Consider the following 16,748-nt stretch of genomic DNA (forward strand, 5'->3'; position numbering starts at 1 on the left):
TCCGCTCTTACAGCGGGTCACTTTTTGGCAAACGCCCCAAAAAGTAACCAAAAAGGGCTGCGCTCCATCATACGGCCCCTACGCTGCGCTTCGGGGTTCCCTCGCTCCGGCGCCTTCCGGGCCCGCGCGGCCTACGGTTTGCTGCGCAAACCTACATCTCGCGCCTTCGGCTACGCCGAAGGGTGCTGCGCACCTGGCCCTCCAGACGCCTGCGCTCGGCCTCCTGAGTCGCTGAAGATCAAGATCAAGATCAAGAGCTGGATCAAGAGCCAGATCAAGAGCGGGGGGGATAGCACGCTTTGCAGGGTTGATGTCATTCCCTTGAGTTGGTATTTCCCCTATTGTCCAAGCTCCACTTTCAAACACATTGGCAGACCCATGGAGAATGTCATCGTCATCACTGGCGCCAGTCGAGGTATCGGCGCCGCCACCGCGCTGCTGGCAGCACAGCAGGGTTATCGCATCTGCATCAACTATCACGCCGACGACCAGGCCGCCGAGCATATCCTCAGCCAGGTGCGGGCATTGGGCGCCGAGGTGATCGCCGTGCGCGCCGACGCCAGCGTCGAGGATGAGGTCATCCAGCTGTTTCAGCGCGTCGACCAGGAACTTGGTCCCGTCACTGCACTGGTCAACAATGCTGGCACCATTGGCCAGCAAAGCCGCGTCGAGGAGATGTCCGAGTTTCGCCTGCTCAAGGTGATGAAGACCAACGTCGTCGGCCCCATGCTCTGCGCCAAACATGCCCTGCTGCGCATGGCACGCCGGCATGGCGGGCAGGGCGGGGCTATCGTCAACGTCTCTTCGGTGGCCGCTCGCCTGGGCTCGCCCAACGAGTATGTCGACTACGCCGCCTCCAAGGGCGCACTGGACACCTTCACCCTTGGCTTGGCCAAGGAAGTGGCGGGGGACGGTGTGCGAGTCAATGGCGTGCGCCCAGGCTACATACACACCGGCTTCCATGCGCTTTCCGGCGACCCCGACCGCGTCGCCAAACTCGAACCCGGTTTGCCCATGGGCCGTGGTGGCCGGCCTGAAGAAGTCGCCGAGGCGATCATCTGGTTGCTCTCGGACAAAGCGTCCTATTCCACCGGCAGCTTCGTCGACCTGGGCGGCGGGCGCTGAGGGCTATCAGCCGTCCAGCAACTGGCCGACCTGCTCGGCCAGCGCCTCAAGGGTGAAGGGCTTGGTCAGCACACGCATGTCCGTGTCGAGGTCGCCTTGGCCAAGCGCCGTGCTCTCGTCGTAACCTGTGACGAACAGCACCTTGAGCCCGGTGTAGCGTAGGCGCAGCCGGTCGGCCAACTGGCGCCCGTTGATGCCACCCGGCAAGCCCACGTCACTGACCAGCAGGTCAGGTGGCGGCTGGTTTTCCAGCCCGGCAATCGCCATGGGGCCATCCTCGTACATTTCCACCTCATGGCCCAGGTCATGCAGCACTTCTGCAATGACCAGGCGCATCGCGCTTACATCCTCGACCACGACGATCCGCTTTGCGGCGCCGCTGCTCGGGCGCGCTGCCGGCGCCAGGGGCTTGAGCGCGGCAGGGGCAAATTGCGCGTGGTACCTCGGCAGGTACAGCAGCACCTGTGTGCCGTGCCCAAGCGTCGATGTGATTTTCAACTGCCCGCCGGATTGCCGCACAAAGCCGTAGGTCATCGACAAGCCCAGGCCTGTGCCGCGGCCCAGTGGTTTTGTGGTGAAGAAAGGGTCCACGGCGCGGCTGAGCGTGTCATCCGTCATGCCGCCACCCGTGTCCTCGACCCTCAGGCACAGATAGTCGCCAGGTACCAGTTCCAGCTCGCTGGCGTGGTCAAGCGTGAGCGAGGTATTGCACAGCGCGATACGGACCCGGCCCCCATTGGGCATGGCATCGCGGGCATTGATGCACAGGTTGAGCAGGGCACTCTCAAGCTGAGGAGGGTCGATACGTACCGCCCAGAGGGCGTCTTTGCACTGGTAGTCGATTGCGATGTGAGGGCCGGTGCTGCGGCTGATCAGGTCCAGCATGCCGCTGACCAACTCGGCGACATCCGTCGGGCGAGGTTGCAAGGTTTGCTGCCTGGAGAACGCCAGTAGCCGATGCACAAGCGCAGCTGCCCGTTGCGCAGCACCGTGGGCGCTGTCGAGCAGCGGGCTGATCGTTGCTTTGCGCGGGTCGGCTGCAAGCCTGTCTCTGGCCAGTTCCAGAGCGCCGAGGATGCCGCCGAGCAGGTTGTTGAAGTCGTGCGCGATGCCCCCCGTCAATTGCCCCACGGCTTCGACCTTTTGCGCCTGGCGCAACGCTTCCTCGGCCTTCTGGCTCTGCGCCACGGCCAGTTCCACGCGCTGTTCGAGTTCTGCGTTGAGGTGTTGCAGGGCGCTTTCAGCGCGCTTGCGTGCCGTCACGTCACGAAAGATGACCGCAACCTGATGATGGTGAGCAGGCTCAATACGGATTGCCGAAAGGCCCAGGCAGCGTTCGGTGGCCAGCAGCTCGTGCTCGAAATACAGGGGGTTGCCGGTGCGCTCCACCGTACCGAAATAGTCGAGCCAGACCTCGGCCTCGTCGGGGATCACTTCACGCAGGGTGCGGCCCACCACATCGGGCAGCCCGGCATGGCGGCAGTAAGCGGGGTTGGCCATCAAGTGCACGTAGTCGCTCAATGGCCCCAGAGGGCCGTCGATGAACTGGATGATGCAGAAGCCTTCTTCCATGTTCTCGAACAGGAATCGGTAACCTTCCGCCTCCTGAGTGCGCTCGTGCAACCGCGACAATTCGCTGCTCAACTCGGTGTTGCGCCGTTCGAGTTGATCAACCCGTTGGCGTAGAAAATTCAACTCATCGGTAGTGCTCAAGCGAGAGTCACTGGGCATCCTTTGCGCTCCATCGCTATCCGGTGGCCGTTAGTTAATCAGCCAGGTCGAAAGGTTTGGTCAGCACGCTGGAAGCCTCCAGTGGCTGACCGTTGCTGAGTACGGCGCTTTCATCGTACCCGTAATGAACAGTACTTTGCTGTGCGGGTGACGTACGCGGTATTGGGCAATGCCGCCACTCAAGTGGCCAACGGCCTCCATCTTCTGGGCATGACGCAATGCCTCCTCAGCCTTGAGCAGACGTTGTTGGGCCGTGACCCGTTCGCTGATGTCGTAGGCGAACAGGTAGGGCCTTGAACAACGCCATCAGGGGCACGCAAGCAATTGAAGCACAGCTCGTAATGCCGCTGTGCAGCCCCATTGCCTAAATGCTGGGTCAAGGTGAACTGTTCGCCCGACAGCGCACGTTGCCACAAAGGCTTAACGCGTTTACGGCGAGGGCGAAAAGCCGCTCAACGCAAATGCGCGTCAACGCCCAGCAGGCGATCGATGCGCTGCGCAAGTGCCTTGAGCTCGAACGGCTTGCAGAGCACTTCGGTAGGGCCGGCAGGCAGACTGCTGGCCACGCTGCTGGTGATGTCATAACCGGTGATCAGTATCACCGGCGCCTCACTGGCAAGGCTTCGGTAGGCCCCGGCGAGTTGCTGCCCATCGATGCCGCCGGGCAGGCCGACATCGGTGATCAGCAAATCCGGCAACGGCCCCTCCCGCAATGCATTGAAGGCGCTAAGGCCGTCCTCGCAAACCTGGACCTCGTGCCCCAGTTCTTGCAGCACTTCGCTGAGCACCAGGCGCATGGTCGCCTGATCTTCAACCAGCATGATCCGATAAGGCCTATGTTGCGGCTTTTCGAGGATCTCTTCGGGTGCCACACAGGGCGCTGGCGGGGTGATGCTTTCGTCTCGAGGCAGATACAGGTGAACGGTGGTGCCTTGGCCCGGCGTGCTGTCGATGCGTAACTGGCCGCCCGACTGGCGCACAAAGCCGTAGACCATCGACAACCCAAGGCCAGTACCCTGGCCCATGGGCTTGGTGGTGAAGAAGGGATCAAGCGCACGCTGCATAATGTCCTTGCTCATGCCTATGCCGGTGTCGTCCACGCGGATATGCAAGAACTGCCCCGACGGCAGGTCCATGCGGCTCGCCTGGTCTTTGTCGAGTTCGGTGTTTTCGCAACCAATGCGCAATGTGCCGCCCAGCGGCATGGCGTCGCGGGCGTTGATGCACAGGTTGAGCAGGGCATTTTCCAGCTGCTGAGGGTCGATGCAGATCGACCACAGTCCTGCCTGGGTCAGGTCCTGGAAGTCGATGTGCGAATCAATCGAGCTACGGATCAGGTCGTTCATGTCAGCCACCAGCAACTGCACGTCGACCGGTTGCGCCAACAGTGTCTGCTGGCGCGAAAATGCCAGCAGGCGTTGCACCAGCGACGCCGCGCGCAATGCGTTGTGCTTGCCGACGTCGAGCATCCTGGCAGTGTCGAAGTAGCGCTGTTGGCCCAGGCGTTGCTCGGCCAACTCCAGTGCGCCAAGCATGCTCCCCAGCAGGTTGTTGAAGTCATGGGCAATGCCGCCGGTCAACTGGCCGACCGCTTCCATTTTCTGCGATTGGCGCAGGGCTTCTTCGGTTTGGCGCAGGCGCCCCTGCTCGGCAACCCGTTCGGTGATGTCATAGGCGAACATGTAGCCACCCTGAATGCGCTGCTGCTCATCGCGCAGCGGGTTGTAGCGGATTTCGTAGTGGCGCAGGTCGTCAGGTGGCCCGAGGGAGATGGTATCGATGAACGCTTCGCCGGCCAGCAGGCGCGGCCATACCGGGGCCAACCGGCCCATGATGTCCGGTTGGTTGGCAAGGAACTGCGGAATGTAATCGCCGACCTGTGGCACAAAACCGCGCAAACGCTGGAAGGTTTCGCGGGCAGTGCGGTTGATTGCCACCAGGCGCATCTTTCGGTCGGCCGCAAACACGTTGGCCAGGCTGCTGTCGACCAGTTGACCGAGCAGTTTGTTGTTGGCCTGCGCGATGTCCTCGCGCTCGCTCAGCAGAGCTTCCAACTCTGCGACACGTGCCTGCAGCTGCTGGTAGGAGGGTTGAGTGACTGGCGGCATGCTGTTCGATCCGTTGAACAATTCGCTTAAACTATAGTCGTGTCTCAATGCCCCCAGCCATCAAAATGAACGAATGATGCGCCCCAGGGTCTCCATTGCCCGTTCGGCACCGTCATGCCAAGGGCTGCCGTAGTTCAGGCGGATGCAATTGCCGAAGCGTCGGGTCGGCGAAAAGATCGGCCCCGGCGCAACGCTGATGCCTTGGGCCAAGGCCATGTGGAACAGCTTCAGTGCGTCCATCTGCTCTGGCAGTTCGAGCCACAGGAAGTAGCCGCCGGAGGGCTGGCTGACCCGCGTCTGTGCCGGAAAGTACCGGGAAATGGCTGCGAGCATGTTGGCTTGCTGGCCCTCCAGGGCGTAACGCAGCTTGCGCAGGTGGCGGTCATAGCCACCGTGCTGCAGGTAGTCGGCGATGGCTGCCTGGGCGGGCATCGAGGCGCACAGCGAGGTCATCAGCTTGAGCCGTTCGATCTTCTGGGCGAAGCGCCCGGCGGCCACCCAACCGATCCGGTAGCCGGGCGCCAGGCTCTTGGCGAACGAACCGCAGTGCATCACCAGGCCCTGCGTATCGAAGGCCTTGGCTGGCTTGGGCGCCTGTTGCGCGTAATACAGTTCGGCATAGACGTCGTCTTCAATCAGCGGCACCTGGTGGCGTGCCAGCAGCTCGACCAGCGCCTGCTTCTTGGCCTCCGGCATGCTCGCGCCCACCGGGTTCTGGAAGTTGGTCATGCACCATACGGCCTTGACCGGGTGCTTCTCCAGGGTCTGCGCCAGCACGCTCAGGTCCATGCCCTCGCGCGGGTGAACGGGGATTTCCACCGCTTTGAGTTTCAGCCGTTCCAGCACCTGCAGGCAGGCATAGAAGGCCGGTGCTTCGATCGCCACCAGGTCGCCGGGTTCGGTCACGGCCTGCAGGCACAGGTTGAGGGCTTCGAGTGCGCCGTTGGTGATCAACAGCTCTTCCATCGGCAGCATGAGCCCGCCGACCATGTAGCGCAGGGCAATCTGCCGGCGCAGCTGGGGGTTGCCAGGGGACAGGTCGGTGACCACCATGCGCGGGTCCATTGCGCGGCTGGCGCTGGCCAGCGAGCGCGACAAGCGCTGCAGCGGGAACAGTTCGGGGCTTGGGAACGCCGAGCCGAACGGCACGGTGTTGGGGTCCTTGATCGAGTCGAGGATGGAGAAGACCAACGCGCTGACGTCGACATCGGTGGACTCGCTGACCGGCTGCAACGCCTGCGGCTCACTGAACTGGCGCGGTGCATGGGCGTTGACGAAATACCCCGAGCGCGGCCGTGCGCGGATCAGCCCGCGCCGCTCAAGCAGGTAATAGGCCTGGAACACCGTGGACGGACTGACCCCGTGAGTCTGGCTGGCATAGCGTACCGAGGGTACGCGCTGGCCGGGGCCCAGCACACCCGAGCGGATCAGTTCGGCAATGTCGTCGGCGAATCGTTCGTAGCGTTTCATTCTGGCCTTCTGTCGAAGCCTGGCAGGCAAGGTAGACAAACAGTTTAAGGGATCAGCGGTTGATCGGCGCGACGAAGCGGCTTTGGGCAACACTGCGTACAGCAGGTTCGTCGCTGTCCTGCACCTCGAAACTCAAGGTCTGCGAGCTGCTGGTGGGGCGCTCGGCGAGCATCGCCACCGAGACAGGCAGTTCGCTCATTTCGCCGGCCGGTATGATGAACTCGGTCTTGCCCTGCAGGGTGAAGCCGTCGGCGTCCAGCAACCGCAGGTGATAGCGCTGGGTGCTTTCGGTCTTGTTGATGACTTTGAGCAGGTAGATGTTCTCGATCTGGCCCAGGGCGTTTTCGCGGAACAGGCCACGGTCCTTGATCACGTCCAGCGACACCATCGGGCGCCACTGCAAGGCAAGCACCAGTGCGCCGACCATCACCACCAGCGCGGCGGCATAGCCCAGCAGGCGCGGCCGCAGCCAGTGGGTGGTGCCGCCCTGCAGGCTGTGTTCGGACTTGTAACCGATCAGGCCGCGGGCGTAACCCATCTTGTCCATGACCCCGTCGCAGGCATCGATGCAGGCCGCGCAACCGATACAGGCCATTTGCAGGCCGTCGCGGATATCGATGCCGGTGGGGCAGACTTGCACGCACATCGTGCAGTCGATGCAGTCGCCCAGGCCTTGGGCTTGGGCGTCGCTGCTTTTCTTGCGCGGGCCACGGGTTTCGCCCCGACGCGGGTCGTAGGCTACCGCCAGGGTGTCTTTGTCGAACATCACGCTCTGAAAACGGGCATACGGGCACATGTGCAGGCAGACCGCTTCGCGCAACAGACCGGCATTGATGTAGGTGGCGGCGGTGAAGAACAGCACCCAGAACAGCGCGACGCCACCCAGTTGCAGGGTGAACAGCTCCGCCGCCAGGGGCTTGATCGGGGTGAAGTAGCCAACGAATGTCAGGCCGGTGAGCAGGCCGATGGCCAGCCACAACCCGTGCTTCAGTGAGCGGCGGGCCAGCTTCTCCAGGCCCCACGGGGCTGCGGCGAGCTTGATGCGTTGGTTGCGGTCGCCTTCGCTGATCTTTTCACACCACATGAACAGCCAGGTCCAGGTGCTTTGCGGGCAACTGTAACCGCACCACACACGGCCGGCGTAGACAGTGATGGCGAACAGGCCGAAGGCGCAGATGATCAACAGCGCCGACAGCAGGATGAAGTCCTGCGGCCAGAAGGTGGCGCCAAAGATATGGAACTTGCTGTTGCTCAAGTCCCACAGCACGGCCTGGCGGCCGTTCCAGTCGAGCCAGACGGTGCCGAAAAACAGGAGAAACAACAGCCCGGCGAAGCCGATGCGCAGGTTGCGGTACAGCCCGGTGAAACTGCGGGTGTGAATGCCGCTGTCGACATGGCGTTTGGCGGCGGTGACTACGGGCGCGGCAATCTCGGTAAATTGAATTCTATCGTTCATGGCTCGGTGCTCATCAGGCCTCGATCAGGCATGAGCACTATGGCCCCCGAGCTGTTATCAGCACAGGCTCAGGTTTTGCGATAAAAACCGTATCAGATGCGCAGCTGAAGGCCGCCAGGCCTCATATTACCGAGCCTGGCACGCTTGTCTTCAGATGCCTGCGGCTATCCACCGCACCCGCCACGGTCAGGGCATCGGCCTCTGCCTCGGTGATTGGTACGCGTTGCCCGGCGAGCAGCGCCACCGACATGCGCAGCTGTTCGTCGGTGATGATTTCGATGGCTGGGCCATCGCCTTCCAGATGCACATCCTCGCCGATGAGGGTGCAGCGGCGGGTGCTTTCGTCGATTTCAACCGGCATGGGAACATCCTCTTGGTGGCGGTTACAGGTTGTGACCGCAGCACATGGCAGGTTGCTGCATCGTTCCGCCGGGCGGGCGGCATCGCACTTGTCAGCGCGCAGCGGGTCAACCCTCAGAAGGGCCGCACGCCAAGCCCGGTCGAGGAGCATCACTATGAACCCCTGGTGGCACCCCATCTGGCAGGCCATACAAGCCGAGTTCGCCGACATCACCGACGAGCGCGAAGTGACCCAGGTCCTCGTGCGCCTGCTGATGGCCGCGCTGCTCGGTGCGGTACTGGGTTTCGAGCGCGAGCACAAAGGCAAGTCTGCCGGCGTGCGCACGCACATGCTGGTCTCGCTTGGCGCTGCACTGTTTGTGTTGTCACCGAGCATGGCCGGCGCTGACGAGCAGGCGCTGAGCCGGGTGATCCAGGGCATTGTCGCCGGTATCGGCTTTCTGGGCGCGGGGACCATTCTCAAGGGTAACGGCCAGGACACCAGCCATGTGAAAGGGCTGACTACCGCTGCCGGGTTGTGGATGACCGCCGCCATCGGCACGGCTGCCGGCATGGGGCGTGAGGCCACGGCATTGATCAGCACGGTGCTGGCCTTGCTGGTGCTGGGCACGATGCCTTTGCTGGTGGAGAAGGTCGAGAATGTGGATGAGGCGAAGCAGGAGGAAGAGGAGGAGGGCAGGAAGCACTGAGGGGAGCCTAAGCTCCCCTCAAAGTGATGTTGCCTGCTCTTTTTTATTATTGAAGACTGGCCTTTTGTTGTTTTTGTAAGCCTGTCTTTGTGTTGCGAGCGACCCCCATGCGGGGTCAAGAGCAAACGTATTTTTTTGAGCGCTGACCTGCTTTCACCATGTCTGGTCCGGTGCTGACTGCTGCTACCTTGAGGTAGTTTTATTGTTCTGTGTCAGACCGCGGGGCGTACCCCTGAAAAGCGTGCCTACTCCAAAAAAATCTGCTTGCTACGCCTCTGCCGTGTTGTTCTTGTTATGTCAGAGCCGTTACCTGTTGTTTTTATTGGGTGCGTCGTTTTTCTTGTTCTTGTACCAAAGATATAGCAGGGCCCGTGCCAACTTTTGCAAACCCTTTAAAATCAATCACTTAAGCGCTTAGGGCAAAAACACCGGACCTGAAATTTTGTCGATTTGTTTCCCTGTTACCCGATTTTTTGCTGTGAAACGTGGGGGAGGTAACACTCCACCCACATTCGTGTGACACCCGTATGACTTACTGCGCGCTGCGTGCCCGCGCCACCCGCGAGCCGTTGGCCCGGCCAAGCACCTGGCTGATGCGTTGCCCCGCAGCAATCAGGCGGTCCAGGTCGATGCCGGTCTCGATGCCCAGCCCCTGGAGCAGGTACAGCACGTCTTCGGTGGCGATATTGCCGGTGGCGCCTTTGGCATAGGGGCACCCCCCCAAACCCGCTACCGAGCTGTCGAACACGCTGATGCCTTCAAGCAGGCTGGCATACACATTGGCCAAGGCCTGGCCGTAGGTGTCGTGGAAGTGCCCGGCCAGCTGCTGGCGGGGCACCTGGGCCGAGACGATGTCGAACAGCCGACGGGTATCACCGGCGGTACCGGTACCGATGGTGTCACCCAGCGACACTTCATAGCAGCCCATTTCATGCAGGGCTCGGGCGACCGGAGCAACCTGTTCGGCGCTGACCGTGCCTTCATAGGGGCAGCCCAGCACGCAGGAGACATAGCCCCGCACGCGCACGCCGTGGCTGCGCGCGGCCTCCATGATCGGCTCGAAGCGTTTGAGGCTGTCGCTGATCGAACAGTTGATGTTGCGCTGCGAGAACGCCTCGGACGCTGCGGCGAACACCGCCACCTCCTTTACCCCTGCCGCCAAGGCATCTTCGAAACCCCGCAGGTTGGGGGCCAGGGCTGCGTAGGTGACACCGGGCTTTTGCTGGATTGCGGCGAAGACTTCGGCGGAGCCGGCCATCTGCGGTACCCACTTGGGCGAGACAAAACTGCCGACTTCGATGTAGGCCAGGCCCGCCTCGGTGAGGTCGTCCACCAGGCGTACCTTGTCGGCGACGCTGATGGGCTGGGCTTCGTTTTGCAGGCCGTCGCGGGGGCCGACTTCGACCAGACGGACTTCTTTGGGCAAGGGCATGGCGGGTTTCCTGTGGCGGGTCAACGGTTGTCTTTATTGTTCAAGGTCGCGGCGAGGGCTTGTTCACAGCGCTCCTGGGCGGTGTCGAGTTCGAGCTGCATCTGGTGGATGTCCAGCATCTGCTGTTCCAGCTGGGCGCGTCGTTCGGCAATTTTCACCAGCATACTGTTGAGCTGCTTGAGATTGCCGCTGGTGGGGTCGTACAGCTCGATCAGCTCGCGGCATTCGGCGAGGGAGAAGCCGATGCGCTTGCCGCGCAGGATGAGTTTCAGGCTGACCTTGTCACGTGCCGAATAGATGCGTTCCAGGCCGCGCCGCTCGGGGCTCAGCAAGCCCTGTTCCTCGTAGAAGCGGATGGCGCGGGTGGTGATGTCCAGCTCGCGGGACAGGTCGGAGATGCTGTAGGTCTGAAGGCTCATGCTGGGGCTCGGCGTGGAGTATGCAGGTATCCTGAATGCAGGTTGACGTATACGTCAAGCAGGGCTTGAAGGCGTGTGAGGGTTTCTAATCTGGCACGCCTGTGCGCCGATACGCATTGGGTGTCTGCCCACTTAGTCGCTTGAAAAACCGCGCAAAGTAAGTCGGATCGGTAAACCCCAGGGTATCCGACAACTGCCCGATGCTCATGCGGGTATAGAGGAGGTTGCGGCGCGCCTCCAGCAGCAGGCGCTGATGCACCACCTGCAAGGCGGTCTGCCCGCTCAAAGCGCGGCACAGCTGGTTCAGCTGCAGGCTCGAGACGTTCAGCCGCGCAGCAAAATCCTCCACGGACAGGTGCTCGCGGTAATGCGCCTCGACCAGGCGCAGGTATTGCCCGAGCAATTGCCGGTCTCGTTCGTCACGGTTGCGTGGCGTCTGCCCCAGTTGCTGCTGGCGGCTGATCCACACCATCAATGCTGTGACCAGCGCCTGTAGCATCGTCGCCCGCGCTGGGGCATTGCCCTGGTACTCCTGCTGCAAGGTGTCGACCAGGCTGCGCAAGCGCTGACGGTCCTTGCCCAGCGCATAGCACGCTGGCGCGGCAAGCATGCCCAGCGGCGCGCCCAGTTGCTGCTCAAGGCCCGCCACCAGCGCGGTGCCGAAGGTCAGCACATGCCCTTGGATGTCGGCACTGAAGCGAAAGCCGTGCACGGTCAGTGGCGGTACTACCTGGATCGAGGCTTGGCTGATCGCGCGGCGAACACCTTCGATCTCCACCTCGGCTTGGCCACGTTGCACATACAACACCTGGAACAGTTCGGCGTGCTGGTGCGGTTTGATTTCCCAGTGGTGCAGGCGGCTGCGTGCCGGGATCGACTCGCAGTGCAGCAGGTCGGTGCCGGGCCACGCCTGGTTTTCGCCATACAGCTGGAACAACGGAATGCCGGGGAGGGTGGATTTCATGCGGGGATGCCTGTCCGTTAATCGAACGTTTTTTGTAAAAGTGCAGGTTTTTCATGGAATAGCACACTTAAACGGCTGCCGTTGCCCGTAAAAATGCAGGTGCAAACCCTAACAGCAGATGCCCGGCCACTGCCAGTCCAGGCCGGCATCGCCCGACTAGAGACAACAACAATGAAAACTCAGGTTGCAATTATCGGTGCAGGTCCGTCTGGCCTGCTGCTCGGCCAATTGCTGCACAATGCCGGTATCGAGACCGTCATCGTCGAGCGCCAGACCCCTGAATACGTGCTTGGGCGCATCCGTGCCGGGGTGCTTGAGCAAGGCACCGTCGACCTGTTGCGTGAGGCCGGTGTATCGGCGCGCATGGACCGTGAAGGCCTGGTGCATGAAGGTGTCGAACTGCTGGTCGGCGGGCGTCGCCAGCGGTTGGACCTCAAGGCCCTGACCGGCGGCAAGACAGTGATGGTCTACGGCCAGACCGAGGTCACCCGTGACCTGATGCAGGCGCGTGAAGCCAGTGGGGCGCCAATCATCTACGCGGCGAACAATGTGCAGCCGCATGAGCTCAAAGGCGAGCGGCCTTACCTGACGTACGAGAAGGACGGCCAGGCCCACCGCCTGGAGTGTGACTACATCGCCGGTTGCGATGGTTTCCACGGGGTTTCCCGGCAGAGCATTCCCGAGGGCGTGCTCAAGCAGTACGAGCGGGTCTATCCATTTGGCTGGCTTGGCTTGCTGTCCGATACGCCCCCGGTCAATCACGAATTGATCTATGCCCACCACGAGCGGGGTTTCGCGCTGTGCAGCCAACGTTCGCAGACGCGCAGCCGCTATTACCTGCAAGTGCCGCTGGACGATAAGGTCGAAGCCTGGTCAGACGAGCGTTTCTGGGACGAACTCAAGGCCCGTTTGCCCGCCGAGGTTGCGGCTGACCTGGTCACTGGCCCAGCCCTGGAAAAAAGCATCGCGCCGCTGCGTAGCCTGGTGGTCGAACCGATGCAGTACGGCCACCTGTTCCTGGTCGGTGACGCTGCGCACATCGTCCCACCCACCGGTGCCAAAGGTTTGAACCTGGCAGCTTCGGACGTCAACTACCTCTACCGCATCCTGGTCAAGGTGTACGGCGAAGGGCGTACCGACCTGCTTCAGCAATATTCGCCGCTGGCCCTGCGTCGGGTATGGAAGGGCGAGCGTTTCAGCTGGTTCATGACCCAGCTGCTGCATGACTTCGGCAGCCACAAGGATGCCTGGGACCAGAAGATGCAGGAGGCAGACCGCGAGTACTTCCTGAACTCCCCAGCGGGGCTGCTGAACATTGCCGAGAACTATGTGGGGCTGCCGTACGAAGCAGTAGTCTGACCTGCCATTGCGCAAACGAATTGTGCCTGCCTCGAAATTAGCGAGTCAGTAGCGCCTCCATCTCCCGGTAACCCCGCTGGCGCGCATGCTCCAGCGCGGTAACCCCGTCCTTGTCGGCAATCTGCCGATCCGCCCCCGCAGCCAGCAGCCGGCGCACAATCTCCACATGCCGCGGCCCGCCATCCCCCAGGATCACTGCCTCCATAAGCGCGGTCCAGTGCAGCCGGTTCAGGTGGTTCACGTCCACCCCGGCGTCTATCAGCATCTGCACGGTCTCGACGTGCCCACGCTCCGCCGCAGGGATCAACGCAGTTCCCCCGTATCGGTTGGTGCTCCGGAGGTCGGCACCGTGGCTCAGGGTCAGCCGCAGGATGCCGTTCAGGCCCCGGGCGCCGGCATACAGATAAGGGCTGTCATCAATATTGTCCTTGGCGTTCACGTCGGCACCGGCCTCGATCAGCGCTTGGGCCGCCGCAACCTGGTTGCCGTGAGTGGCCACCAGCAGGGCAGTGCGCCCTTGCTCATCACGGCTTTCCAGTCGGGCACCTTGTGTCAGCAACTGTTGCAAGGTGCGCACGTCATCGTGACTGGCAGCGTTGTGCAGGCGGTTGTCCAGGGGGTGTTCTCGGCGTGGGCGGCAAGGCTGGTGAACAGGGCGAACAGCATGGTTGCGAGTGGTATACGCATGGGATGGGCTCCTTGGTGACCTGTCTGCATCCTAGAAAAATCACACCAGCCCTTGAAGTTAAGTTTGCGCATGACCGACAGTGGTCTGCTGAATAGACAAGGCAGGAAGCAAAACGATGAAGTTCTCTACACCGCTGATGAGCGCGCTGTGCCTGGCGGTCGCGAGTGGGTGGGCCTGTGCCGACCAGGTGATGCCCGCACCACCCGAGCTGGCTTCCGGCTATCGCACTGGCCTGCAGCCGGTGCACGCCAACCGGCATATGGCCGCTGCCGCCAACCCGCTGGCCACCGAAGCGGGGCGGGCGATGCTGCGTGCCGGCGGCAGCGCCATCGACGCGGCCATCGCCATGCAAATGGTGCTTACCCTGGTCGAGCCGCAATCCAGCGGCATCGGTGGTGGGGCTTTTATCCTGTACTGGGACGGCAAGCGCGTGCAGGCTTTCGACGGCCGCGAGACTGCCCCGGCGCAGGTAACGGAAAAACTGTTTTTGCAAGCCGATGGCTCACCGATGCCGTTCAGGTCGGCGCAGATCGGCGGGCGCTCAGTGGGGGTGCCCGGGGTACTGCGCGCGCTGAAACTGGCTCACGAGCAGCACGGCAAGCTGCCTTGGCAGCAACTCTTTGCCCCGGCCATTGCGCTGGCACGTAACGGTTTCCCGGTTTCCGAACGCCTTCACACCCTGGTGGCGGGCGACCCGTATATTGCCCGCTCACCCTCCATGGCCCGCTACTTCCTGGATGAAAAGGGCAAGCCGTTGCCGGTGGGCACGACGTTGCGCAACCCCGAGCTTGCGCAAACCTTCGAGCAGATTGCCGCGCACGGTCCCCGAGCGTTCTATACCGGTGAAATCGCCGGGGCCATCGTGGCCAAGGTGCGCAGCCATGCCAATGCCGGTTACCTGTCGTTGCAGGACCTTGAGCAGTACCGCGCCAAAGAGCGCGAGCCGGTGTGCGGCCCCTACAAGGCCTGGCGTATCTGCGGCATGCCGCCGCCATCGTCGGGTGGGGTGACGGTGTTGCAGACGCTGGGCGTGCTTGAAGCCGTGCAGCGCGCCACGCCACAACGCGATCTGGCAGCATTGCGGCCGCTGGCGAACGCGTCCCCGGCAGGCCTGGAGGCATCGCCGCTGGCCGTGCACCTGATTGCCGAGGCCGAGCGCCTGGCCTATGCCGACCGCGCTCAGTACCTGGCCGACAGCGATTACGTGCCGGTCCCGGTCAAGGGCCTGATCGACGCTACCTATCTGGCCAGCCGAGCAGCGCTGATCGGCGAGTACAGCATGAAGCGCGCCCGCCCAGGCACCCCGCAGGGCGCGGACCTGGCCATGGCCCCTGACCGTTCACCGCTGCGCATTTCCACCTCGCATCTTTCTGCAGTGGACGACAGTGGGCAGGCCTTGGCGATGACCACATCGGTGGAGGCCGCGTTCGGCGCGCACCTGATGGTCAAGGGCTTCCTGTTGAACAACCACCTGACCGACTTTTCCTTCCTGCCGCAGGCGCATGGCAAGCCGGTGGCGAACAGGGTCGAACCGGGCAAGCGGCCCTTGTCGGCCATGGCGCCGACCCTGGTGTTTTCACGTACCTCGGGGGAGCTGGTGGCCAGCCTCGGTTCGCCCGGTGGGTCGCAGATCATCGGTTACGTGAACAAGGCCCTGGTCGGCTTGCTGGACTGGCAGCTCGACCCACAGCAGGCCAGCAGCCTGCCCAACTTCGGCAGCCGCAACGCCGCTACCGAGGTGGAAGCACAGTTGACCAGCCCGGCGCTGATCCGCCAGCTGGCGGCCTGGGGGCACGAGGTCACGCCCATGACCATGACCAGTGGCATGCAGATCATCCAGCGCGATACCAACGGCTGGTCAGGCGGCGCCGACCCGCGGCGCGAAGGCGTGGCGCTTGGCGATTGAGGGCGCGCGTTGCGGGGCATCAGGTAGCGTGGTAGAAATCACCCTTGTCATTTAGAAGTTGAATATCAAGATGTCTATCAGCGTGAAATCGAATAGAGCCCTGTTCGACCTCGACCTGCTGCGCGCTATTGTCGTGGTGGCCGATTGCGGCAGTTTCACCACCGCCGCCGCGCGGCTGCATTCGACCCAGTCCACCATCAGCCAGAAGGTGCGGCGCCTCGAAGAAATGGTCGGCCACCGTCTGCTGGTGCGCGGCAACCGTGATGTGCTGCCGACCGACGCCGGGCAGACCTTGCTCGGCTATGCCCGCCATATGCTGGCCTTGAACGACCAGATGCTCGAAGCGCTGGCCGGGGCGATGGTAGGTGTCACGGTGCGCCTGGGTGTGCCCGAGGACTTCGTCGGTGGGCGCACCACCAATGCCTTGTCGGCGTTCAGCCGCCTGCACCCCCAGGTCAAACTGGAGGTGACCAGCGGGCTGTGCCGCGACCTCAGCCAGGCCTATGACAATGGCGAGCTAGACCTGGTGCTGCTCAAACAACGGCGCAACAGCCGCGAAGGGGTGGCGTGCTGGCCAGAGCGCCTGCAGTGGATAGACAGTGCACGCATGCCGTCTTTCGAGCTCGACCCGATTCCGTTGGTGACCTTTCCGCCGCGCGGTTTGTACCGCGACGACATGATCACCGCCATCGAAGGCATGGGCCGGCGCTGGCGTATCAGCTTCACCAGTTCCAGCCTCAGCGGCATCCAGGCTGCGGTAGCCGATGGCATGGGTATCAGCCTGCTGCCACCTCGGGCGGCAACGCGTGAACACCAGGTACTGGGGGGCGAGCAAGGGCTGCCCGAGGTCGACAGTTACGAGATCGTCATCGTGCACCGGCCCACGGCGGACGTGATGGTCAAGGCATTGGCCGAGGTCATGACACAGTTGCTGGCTGGCGGCGGGATCTAGAGCCCGGTGCAGGCTCATGGAGGTAAAGTGTTTCAGGCTATGGCCGGATGGAATGCCTGAGGGGCTGTGCAGTCCCACTTGTTATCCGG

Annotated in this window: 13 protein-coding genes and 2 pseudogenes; 5 read left to right on the top strand and 10 right to left on the bottom strand. The window is 62.7% G+C overall.

Annotated elements, in window-relative coordinates; all coding sequences use genetic code 11:
• The first annotated feature begins 378 nt into the window (after positions 1–378).
• Complete coding sequence (locus tag LOY26_RS11420; protein ID WP_186660404.1) at positions 379–1,125, top strand: SDR family oxidoreductase; 747 nt, start codon at positions 379–381, stop codon at positions 1,123–1,125.
• Positions 1,126–1,131: 6 nt separating this feature from the next.
• On the opposite strand, the gene LOY26_RS11425 is transcribed toward LOY26_RS11420, so the two are convergent.
• From LOY26_RS11425 to LOY26_RS11450, 6 genes and pseudogenes are all read right to left on the bottom strand, one after another.
• A complete protein-coding gene (locus LOY26_RS11425) occupies positions 1,132–2,856 on the bottom strand; it encodes an ATP-binding protein (RefSeq protein ID WP_258714762.1) in 1,725 nt (574 codons plus the stop codon).
• 165 nt (positions 2,857–3,021) lie between these two features.
• Positions 3,022–3,281: pseudogene (locus LOY26_RS11430) on the bottom strand (PAS domain-containing protein); the annotation flags it as partial.
• Positions 3,282–3,308: 27 nt separating this feature from the next.
• Positions 3,309–4,964, bottom strand: a complete 1,656-nt coding sequence (locus LOY26_RS11435) for a PAS domain-containing sensor histidine kinase (RefSeq protein WP_258714763.1) — start codon at positions 4,962–4,964, stop codon at positions 3,309–3,311.
• Between the two features lie 60 nt (positions 4,965–5,024).
• Complete coding sequence (gene mapR / locus LOY26_RS11440) at positions 5,025–6,434, bottom strand: GntR family transcriptional regulator MpaR (RefSeq protein ID WP_033697460.1); 1,410 nt, start codon at positions 6,432–6,434, stop codon at positions 5,025–5,027.
• A gap of 52 nt (positions 6,435–6,486) precedes the next feature.
• Complete coding sequence (gene ccoG / locus LOY26_RS11445; RefSeq protein WP_258714764.1) at positions 6,487–7,890, bottom strand: cytochrome c oxidase accessory protein CcoG; 1,404 nt, start codon at positions 7,888–7,890, stop codon at positions 6,487–6,489.
• A gap of 121 nt (positions 7,891–8,011) precedes the next feature.
• Entirely contained in the window at positions 8,012–8,251 is a 240-nt protein-coding gene (locus LOY26_RS11450; protein ID WP_186660391.1) for a DUF3203 family protein, read from the bottom strand.
• A 154-nt stretch (positions 8,252–8,405) separates the two neighbouring features.
• Here LOY26_RS11450 and LOY26_RS11455 point away from each other — a divergent pair, with 154 nt between their 5' ends.
• Positions 8,406–8,939, top strand: coding sequence for an MgtC/SapB family protein (locus LOY26_RS11455; RefSeq protein ID WP_033697463.1), 534 nt, complete (start codon positions 8,406–8,408; stop codon positions 8,937–8,939).
• A 532-nt stretch (positions 8,940–9,471) separates the two neighbouring features.
• Here LOY26_RS11455 and LOY26_RS11460 read toward each other — a convergent pair.
• The 3 genes from LOY26_RS11460 to LOY26_RS11470 form a co-directional block, all read right to left on the bottom strand.
• Positions 9,472–10,371, bottom strand: coding sequence for a hydroxymethylglutaryl-CoA lyase (locus tag LOY26_RS11460; protein ID WP_095065135.1), 900 nt, complete (start codon positions 10,369–10,371; stop codon positions 9,472–9,474).
• Positions 10,372–10,391: 20 nt separating this feature from the next.
• Positions 10,392–10,790: a MerR family DNA-binding transcriptional regulator gene (locus LOY26_RS11465; RefSeq protein ID WP_027593543.1), complete on the bottom strand. Its 399-nt coding sequence runs from the start codon at positions 10,788–10,790 to the stop codon at positions 10,392–10,394.
• Positions 10,791–10,875: 85 nt separating this feature from the next.
• Entirely contained in the window at positions 10,876–11,754 is an 879-nt protein-coding gene (locus tag LOY26_RS11470) for a helix-turn-helix domain-containing protein (RefSeq protein WP_186663588.1), read from the bottom strand.
• Positions 11,755–11,925: 171 nt separating this feature from the next.
• On the opposite strand from LOY26_RS11470, the gene pobA reads away from it, so the two are divergent.
• A complete protein-coding gene (gene pobA, locus LOY26_RS11475) occupies positions 11,926–13,113 on the top strand; it encodes a 4-hydroxybenzoate 3-monooxygenase (RefSeq protein ID WP_258714765.1) in 1,188 nt (395 codons plus the stop codon).
• A gap of 37 nt (positions 13,114–13,150) precedes the next feature.
• Here the strand turns inward: pobA and LOY26_RS11480 are convergent.
• A pseudogene (locus tag LOY26_RS11480) lies at positions 13,151–13,800 on the bottom strand (ankyrin repeat domain-containing protein).
• Positions 13,801–13,916: 116 nt separating this feature from the next.
• On the opposite strand from LOY26_RS11480, the gene ggt reads away from it, so the two are divergent.
• Entirely contained in the window at positions 13,917–15,707 is a 1,791-nt protein-coding gene (gene ggt / locus LOY26_RS11485; protein WP_258714766.1) for a gamma-glutamyltransferase, read from the top strand.
• A 70-nt stretch (positions 15,708–15,777) separates the two neighbouring features.
• Positions 15,778–16,659 (top strand): LysR substrate-binding domain-containing protein, encoded by an 882-nt coding sequence (locus tag LOY26_RS11490; RefSeq protein WP_033697476.1) that lies wholly within the window; start codon positions 15,778–15,780, stop codon positions 16,657–16,659.
• Positions 16,660–16,748 lie beyond the last annotated feature (89 nt).

The sequence above is a fragment of the Pseudomonas sp. B21-047 genome, assembly GCF_024748775.1.
GTDB classification, from domain to species: domain Bacteria; phylum Pseudomonadota; class Gammaproteobacteria; order Pseudomonadales; family Pseudomonadaceae; genus Aquipseudomonas; species Aquipseudomonas capeferrum.